The organism is Bacteroides sp. ET71, from assembly GCF_023336905.1.
GTDB lineage: Bacteria > Bacteroidota > Bacteroidia > Bacteroidales > Bacteroidaceae > Bacteroides.
The window spans coordinates 60,247-68,500 of the sequence record NZ_JAMBLS010000017.1 but is presented as its reverse complement, the minus strand read 5'-3'; the positions used below and the strand labels follow the sequence as shown (position 1 = coordinate 68,500).

Annotated in this window: 6 protein-coding genes and 1 pseudogene; all 7 read right to left on the bottom strand. The window is 41.1% G+C overall.

All coding sequences use genetic code 11. The features are described from left to right. Nucleotides 1–70 precede the first annotated feature (70 nt). The 7 genes and pseudogenes from M3090_RS10065 to thiC all read right to left on the bottom strand — a co-directional run bounded on the left by M3090_RS10065 (nt 71) and on the right by thiC (nt 8,249). Nucleotides 71–1,771: an alpha-amylase family glycosyl hydrolase gene (locus M3090_RS10065; RefSeq protein WP_249055832.1), complete on the bottom strand. Its 1,701-nt coding sequence runs from the start codon at nt 1,769–1,771 to the stop codon at nt 71–73. A gap of 90 nt (nt 1,772–1,861) precedes the next feature. Further along, nucleotides 1,862–2,989, bottom strand: coding sequence for a DUF362 domain-containing protein (locus tag M3090_RS10060; protein ID WP_249055830.1), 1,128 nt, complete (start codon nt 2,987–2,989; stop codon nt 1,862–1,864). 64 nt (nt 2,990–3,053) lie between these two features. Continuing rightward, nucleotides 3,054–3,857, bottom strand: coding sequence for a bifunctional hydroxymethylpyrimidine kinase/phosphomethylpyrimidine kinase (gene thiD / locus M3090_RS10055; RefSeq protein WP_249055841.1), 804 nt, complete (start codon nt 3,855–3,857; stop codon nt 3,054–3,056). 60 nt (nt 3,858–3,917) lie between these two features. Then, nucleotides 3,918–4,421, bottom strand: a pseudogene (locus tag M3090_RS10050) (thiamine phosphate synthase); the annotation flags it as partial. A gap of 7 nt (nt 4,422–4,428) precedes the next feature. Beyond that, entirely contained in the window at nt 4,429–5,130 is a 702-nt protein-coding gene (locus tag M3090_RS10045; protein ID WP_249055827.1) for a HesA/MoeB/ThiF family protein, read from the bottom strand. A 280-nt stretch (nt 5,131–5,410) separates the two neighbouring features. Further along, nucleotides 5,411–6,550 carry a 2-iminoacetate synthase ThiH gene (thiH, locus tag M3090_RS10040; RefSeq protein WP_249055825.1) on the bottom strand — a complete coding sequence of 380 codons (1,140 nt, stop codon included), beginning with the start codon at nt 6,548–6,550 and terminating at the stop codon, nt 5,411–5,413. Nucleotide 6,551: 1 nt separating this feature from the next. After that, entirely contained in the window at nt 6,552–8,249 is a 1,698-nt protein-coding gene (thiC, locus tag M3090_RS10035; RefSeq protein WP_249055823.1) for a phosphomethylpyrimidine synthase ThiC, read from the bottom strand. Nucleotides 8,250–8,254: the final 5 nt, after the last annotated feature.

Below are 8,254 nucleotides of genomic sequence, written 5' to 3'. Positions count from 1 at the left end.
TGGTAGCAAGCATTGAAAACAAAATTTCTATACACTTAAAATAGTTCTGATTTTTATTATTTTAATGCTTCTATGGAAGTAGAATTTTTAGGAGCTTTCCGCTATAACCTTCAACAGAAACTTCCGCTCCCCGATATGATACAAAACTAAGTGTTAAATCTTCTCCTGTTAATAAATCGGTAGCACGACATTGTTCTAACTCTGGCATTTGCAAATATTCAAAAGCATGATATGGTATATTGACTGATACATTTACGACCTGTGGGTCAAAGTTAACGACACACAGCAACACTTCTTTTCCCCATTTACGTAAAAATGCGTATTGACGGTGTTCATTAAAACGCCATCCTCCCATATTAACGTAAGTAAGATCGAAAAACTCTCCTCGACAAATGGATGCTTCAGTATTGCAAAGTGTCAAGATACGTCGGTAAGTATTTTGAAGTGCCTTTTCTGGCTCAGTCAACATACGTCCATCGAAAGAATCGTTATTGCGCCAACGACGTATAGAATCAATACTCCAATAATCAAAAATTGTAGTGCGTCCATCGCAGCCACTATAACCTTCAGCATCCATGCCTCGTTCACCGAGTTCTTGTCCAAAATAAAGCATAAAAGGAGAAGTGTTTTGACATGCTGAAACAATAAGCGCAGGTATTGCTTTCCAAGGATCAGATGCAAAGAAGTCAGAAGCTATGCGTTGCTCGTCATGATTTTCAAGAAAGTTTAACATGTGATGACTAATGCCATCAAGTTCCTGCCATTTGCGAGTAATGGCTGTTGCTGATTCTTGACAACATATAATGGCTCTGAGTGTATCATAAAGTCCTACTTTGTCATAAAGATAATCAAAATGTCCTCGATAAAGATAATCTCGATAAAGAGTGGGATTATAAATTTCTGCTATGAAAAGAAGATGAGGATATTGTTCTTTTACTAATGGAATGGCCCATTGCCAGAAATCAACAGGAACCATCTCGGCCATATCACAACGAAAACCATCAATATTCTTAGCTCCCCAAAACAAAAGAATATCTAACATTTTGTACCATGTATCAGGTATAGGTGAAAACGAAGTAGCTTTATTATTTTGATAATCAATGCCGTAATTAAGTTTTATCGTTTCATACCAATCATTGATTTCAGGATAAGGGTCAAAACGATCATTTCCTGTTGCCTTAGCAGGGTATTCCTTATACGGTTCTGGAGCTGAGCTTTGCATATCGAAATGTCCTTGTAAGGGAGTGTTAGGTATATAGTAGAAATTATTTTGTGGAAGAAATGCCTGAGTTGTATCATCATTTTCACCTAACTGTTTATGTCCTTGTGGCAGTGAATCAGAGCAGTATTGACGAGCTACATGATTAGGTACAAAATCTATGATGACACCTAAACCATTGCGATGAGTTCGTTGTACCAGATTCTCAAATTCTTTCATTCGACCTGGAATGTCTTTTGCCAAGTCTGGGTCAATGTCATAGTAATCTTTAATTGCATAAGGGGAGCCTGCTTTCCCTTTAACTATGGCAGGATGGTCTGGACGAATATTATAACGTCGATAGTCTGTTTGTGTTGCATGTTCAAGAAGTCCTGTATACCAGATATGAGTAGCTCCTAAACGGCGGATTTCTCCTAAAGCTTTATTTGTAAAATCTGCCATTTTTCCGCATTGATTTTCTTTTATGTTACCATTAGGAATACAATGGCTCTTATTATTGCCGAATAAACGTGCCAATACTTGATAAATAATAATCTTTTTGTCGTTATCCATAATGTTATTATCTAATTAAATTAGGATGTAGGTATTCACGAATTTTAATCTGGCTCAGACTGTAAAATTTTGATGATACTTCCAAATATTTTATACTGTGATAAGTTCATAATGTGTAGTTCCAATACCCATTTTTTCAGCATGGTGAAGGCCTGCCTTCCAATCTGTATCAGGATGTATCAAATGGAATTTATCTTGTCCACATAAATCTTCGTGATTATGTTTCTCTGCTAAAATATTATTATTATGCAGAATCGGAGCTTGCATTACAAGGTCTGCGCAAGCCATATCTAATGCTACAGGATCGGAAGAAGCTAATATGCCAAGATCTGGTACAATAGCTGCATCATTATGATTCCAACAATCACACTCCGGCGATACATTCATTATAAAAGAAACATGAAAGTTTGGTTTCGATAAAAGAACAGCTTTGGTATATTCTGCAATTTTATAGTTCAGACGTTCAGAAGTATCCCAATCATTAACAACTGCTGCATCATGTTGACAAAGAGCGACACATTGACCGCAACCTACACATGTATCATAATCTATGTAAGCTTTTCGTGTTTGAGAATCAAGATGAATAGCATTATGTGCGCAGTGTTTAACGCAGATATTACACCCTATGCAATGCTCTGTTACTATTTTAGGTTGAGAGGCAGCGTGTAATTCCAATTTCCCTCCTACACTGGCACAGCCCATACCTAAATTTTTTAAAGCGCCTCCAAACCCAGCCTGTTCATGTCCCTTAAAATGATTCATGCTGACAATAATATCTGCATCAGCAATGGCTGTGCCTATTTTAGGAGCAGGACAGTATTCTGCATCAGGTATCGGGATTTCTCTATAATCGGTTCCTTTCAATCCATCTCCAATAATGACTTGGCATTGGGCAGAAATCGGATTAAAGCCATTTTCCATGGCACTCTGTAAATGATCTACAGCGTTGGAACGTTTCCCTGAATATAGAGTATTACAATCTGTTAAAAAAGGCTTGGCACCTAATTTTCGCAAAATATTAGCCATTCGTGCAGCATAGTTCGGACGGATGTATGCTAAATTTCCTGGTTCCCCAAAATGTATTTTAATAGCTACAAAATTATCTTTCAAAGGAAGTTTCTCGAGTCCAGCTTTACGAACGAGACGCTCCATTTTATCCAGTAGGTTACATGTAGGTGAAGTACGCAAATCTGAAAAATAAACTTTTGATTTCTGCATAATGGTATTATCTTTTGTTAGGTGGGACAAAGATAAAGTATATTGAGGAGAATATCTTGTTATATTATGTAAAAAAATGCCACAACGGTCCTTGACCGTGTCCAATATTCAAATCAGAAGCCTCTGCAATAGCTTGGCTAACGTAATCCTTAGCCAATCGAATAGCTTCTTCTAATGGATTTTTTAGTGACAAGGTAGATGCGATAGCAGAAGAAAGTGTGCATCCTGTCCCATGAAGATTTTGGCTATTTATTTTAGGTGAAGCATAATGGTAGAATTGATGATTATAATACAAAACATCACACATCTCCATCCCGTTTAAATGGCCTCCTTTTATGAGAAAAGCTGTTTTATATTGTTCCGATAAACTTTTAGCCACCCATTCCATATCTTTTACACTGTTGATGGATGAGTTGGATAATAGTTGTGCTTCATGTAAATTGGGGGTTATTAATGTGCAGCGAGGAATGAGTTCCTGAGAAATAGTCTGTAACACATCTGGTGACATTAATTTATGGCCACTTGTTGATATTAATACAGGGTCATAGATAATAGGACCGCTATATTTTTGCAGGGCTGTGACAATAGAAAGAACTGTTGCTTCATTATAAACCATACCAATCTTAATGGCGTGTACAGATAAGTCATCTAGCACTGCTTGTATTTGGCTGCTGACCACTTGGGGAGGGAGAGGGTGAACAGACCATACTCCTTTCGTATTTTGTACAGTAACAGCCGTAATAGCTGTTGCTGCAAATACTCCAAAGGCTGATGCACTTTTCAAATCGGCTTGTATCCCTGCTCCTCCTGATGGGTCTGATCCGGCGATAGAAAGAACAGTGGGGACTGACTTATATATTTTACGCATCAAATGGCGAAAGTGTGCAACAAAGTCGGTACCTTCTTTATTCCATATATCGCCTAATATGGCAACTCCCCCGAATCCTAAATTCTGTAATTCTTCCACTCGGCTTTCGTTTATGCCTCCTAGTGCTATGACTTGATGGTCAATCAAATCTTTTGCTGCATGAAGGTCATTCAAATTAAATGGAGAATGATAGCCTGTTTTTGATATACTGTCGTAAATCGGACTGAGGAAGACGTATGAATACTTGGTTTTACAATATTTTACCTCTTCCAATGAGTGGCATGAACAACTTAAGATTCCGTCATATCCTTCAGGGGGTAGCGGATTCCTTTGATTTAAATGTATTCCTCCCAAGTCATATTTTATGGCAAGATCGTGGTAATCATGCAGAACGACCCGTTTCCTGTATGCCTTTGGTATACAGCGTATCAGGGCTTCGAGCTCTTCACGTTTAGCCTTGGGCTTACGTAAGTGCAGGCGTTCTAGTCCATTATGAAGAAGTGCGTTAAGAGCTTCTGCTTCTCCCGAGAAAAAGTCAGGTCTGCTTATAACAATCAATTTCATATCATGCTTAGAAATTAATAATATTTGATGTCATAGTCCGTAAGTCCATAACCCATAAACGACCACTCAGCACTTCTCCAAAACCTGCTATTATTTTCAATACTTCTGTTGCTTGTACACAAGCCGTTGTACCTGCAACTACGCCTATCACATTTTTTTCGGGATTTAAACCACACAGTTCTTCTTCCTGCGGATAAAGTTCCCGATAGGTGCGCGGGGAGTCTCCGTAGTTGAACACGGAGACTTGCCCTTCGAATCCATTGATGGCTCCGTATACGTATGGGATGCCAAGTTTCTCGCACGCATCAGACAAAATGTATCGTGTATGGAAATTGTCGCATCCATCTACTACTATATCATATCCTTTTATCAGATCGATGGCATTACGCTTGTCCAATCGGTAAGGATGTATTTCAATATGGACATTCTTATTCAACTCCCGCAAGCGCCGTGCTGCAAACAATACTTTAGGTTGGTTGACTTCAGTTTCGGTGTATAATATTTGCCTTTGTAAATTGTTTAAGCTGATGATGTCATTGTCCACCAACCCCAAAGTGCCTATGCCTGCTGCGGTCAGGTACAAAGAGGCCGGGCATCCTAATCCGCCTATCCCTACCACAAGCACACGAGATTTCATGAAACGTGTTTGTCCTTCTGTCCCAATCTCTGGCAATGCGACCTGGCGTTCGTAACGTTCAAATATTTGCATAGATTTTACTACTATTATATGAGTGGTTTTGTTTTATAATGGCTCTTCTTAAATGAACATCCGCATCCAACGGGCCAAGATGGCTTTGCCTTCTCCGTATCTTGGTCGTACAATGATAGAGGATTGACATATAATCATCGTATATGATTCCCAGAATCATCGTACATGATTCTTCGTCTTCTCCATGACTCGATAGTGACATGCTCAGGACATGAGGCTGGCTTGGTACGGATATTCATTGGTCCTTATGTCTTTTTCTATTTACTACACATGCTATTTATTACACGGCTTGAGAGGTTTTCGGCTGGTCGAATGAGGCATCCCAATCTTTCCAGACAGGTTCACGTCCCATAATGCGTAAAGCTTTTTCCACTTCCATGGCCGTACGTTCGTCGCTGACATGGAATTGTTCCAACGCTTGTGGATAAGTATAATATCCGCCTGGTTCTGTTTTGCTTTCCGCACTCATTGTCGTGACTCCCAGAGTTGCCATATGGTCGCGGATATATTCTGGTTCACGCGTAGAGTATGATATGTCAACATCGTGGTCAAAAATGCGCATGGCGAAAGTAGTCTGAGCTAATTCTCGATCGCTCATTATTACATTGGGTTGGAAGCCTCCGTTCTCGGAAGGGCGCATGCGGGGGAAGTTTACACTGTATTTCGTCCTCCAATACCGGTTTTGAAGATAGCGAAGATGGGCTGCCATCATGGTAATATCTGTACGCCACTCTTTTTCCAATCCTATCAATACTCCCATACCTATGCTGTGGACTCCGGCTTCGCCCATGCGGTCGAATCCATTCAACCGCCACTCAAAGTTCGATTTCATCCCTCGGGGATGGTAAATATTGTAATGTGCCCGGTTATAAGTTTCCTGGAAACAGATAACTCCATTCATCCCGTGATAGGTCAGTTCTTTATAGTCCTCAGCGCTGAGTGGCATTACTTCTATTTTCAAATTGCTGAAATAAGGCTTGGCAAGATCCAGCGCACGTGCTATGTAGGGAACTCCGGCACGGGCAGGATTCTCGCCTGTTACTAACAAGAGGTTCTCAAATGGTGCGAGGCGTTTAATGGCCTTGTATTCATTCACAATTTCTTCTTCTGTCAATATTGTCCGTTTCATGGGATTACTGGCATGGAACCCACAATATACACACGAATTTGTACATGAGTTCGTAAGATAAAGCGGTATAAACATGGATATCGTTTTGCCGAAGCGTTCCAAGGTATATTGCCGGCTTAAACGTGCCATCGTTTCCAAATATGGCGTAGCAGCAGGTGATATCAGGGCCATGAAGTCCTCGAGGTCACAACGTTCTTTGCCTAAAGCACGGCGTACGTCATTGTCTGTTTTTGCCTGGATACGGGCTGTAATGTCATCCCAACTTATTTTATCTAATTCTTCACTAAACATACTATTCTGATTTGGTTTGTGGATTAATACTTCTGCTCAGACGCATAGCACAGAAATTGGGGCCGCACATGGTGCAATACTCACCGTCTACATGCTTTCCTGCGTGAAAATAGGCCATTGCTTTTTCTGAATCGAGTGATAAATCGAATTGGTCTTTCCATCGGAACTCATACCGGGCTTTGCTTAGTGCATTGTCGCGTGCCTGCGCACCGGGATGGCCTTTGGCCAGGTCGGCAGCGTGTGCGGCAATTTTGTACGTTACCACACCAGTACGTACATCTTCTTTGTCAGGCAGAGCTAAATGCTCCTTAGGAGTTACATAACACAGCATTGCCGTACCCAACCATCCGATTTGTGCTGCTCCGATAGCCGACGTGATGTGGTCATATCCTGGTGCGATATCAGTTACAATGGGGCCTAAGGTATAAAAAGGAGCTTCATGGCATTTCTCTAATTGACGCTCCATGTTTTCCCGTATCTTATGCATGGGGACATGGCCGGGGCCTTCAATGAATGCTTGGACATCTTTGGCCCAAGCACGAGTGACAAGTTCTCCCATCGTGTCCAATTCAGCAAATTGGGCTGCGTCGTTGGCATCTTGAATACAACCAGGACGTAAGCCGTCGCCCAATGAAATAGCCGTATCGTATTGTGCTAATATGTCACAGATGTCATCAAAATGCTCATAAAGGAAAGATTCCTGATTATGGGTTAAGCACCATTTGCTCATAATGCTACCTCCACGACTGACTATTCCGCATAGACGGTTGTCTGCCAGATGCACATTATGCTTGCGGATGCCGGCGTGGATAGTAAAATAATCGACTCCTTGTTCACATTGTTCGATGAGTGTGTCACGATATAATTCCCAACAAAGGTCTTCCACTCGTCCATTGACCTTTTCCAGTGCTTGATAAATAGGGACAGTCCCTACTGGAACAGGACAATTTCGGATAATCCATTCACGGGTTTCATGTATGTTTGCCCCGGTAGATAGGTCCATGAGCGTATCACCTCCCCATTTGCAGCTCCATAGCGCTTTCTCAACTTCTTCTTCTATGCTTGAAGTTGTAGCTGAATTGCCGATGTTTGTATTAATCTTCACCAAGAAATTGCGTCCGATAATCATTGGCTCTGCTTCCGGATGATTGATATTGGCAGGTAGAAGGGCACGTCCGGCAGCAATTTCCTGACGTACAAATTCAGGAGTTATGTGAGTTTCTATGCCCAATTCTGCACAGTTCATGTTCTCACGGATGGAAACATATTCCATTTCAGGTGTAATAATGCCTTGTTTAGCATAGTACATTTGAGTACAATGCTTCCCTGACGTAGCACGTAACGGAAGAGTAATGTGTTCAAAGCGCAAATGATCGAGAGTTGGGTCATCACGTCTTTGGCGGCCATATTCAGAGCTTATTCCCGACAATCTTTCTACATCGCCACGGGCAATAATCCATGGCTCTCGCAGCCTTGGCAAACCTTTCTGAAGATCAATAGGAATGTTTGGATCACTATAGGGGCCACTGGTATCGTATATATATACCTTTGGATTTGGAGTATAGACTTTTTCATTGTTGGCATTGAACGAAACGCTAGGGACCTGTTCGACGCACCGCATGGCTACACGGAGATCTGGATAAATATTACCAGCCAAATAAGTCTTTTCGGAACGTGAATATTTGATACGTGGATTCATGTCTT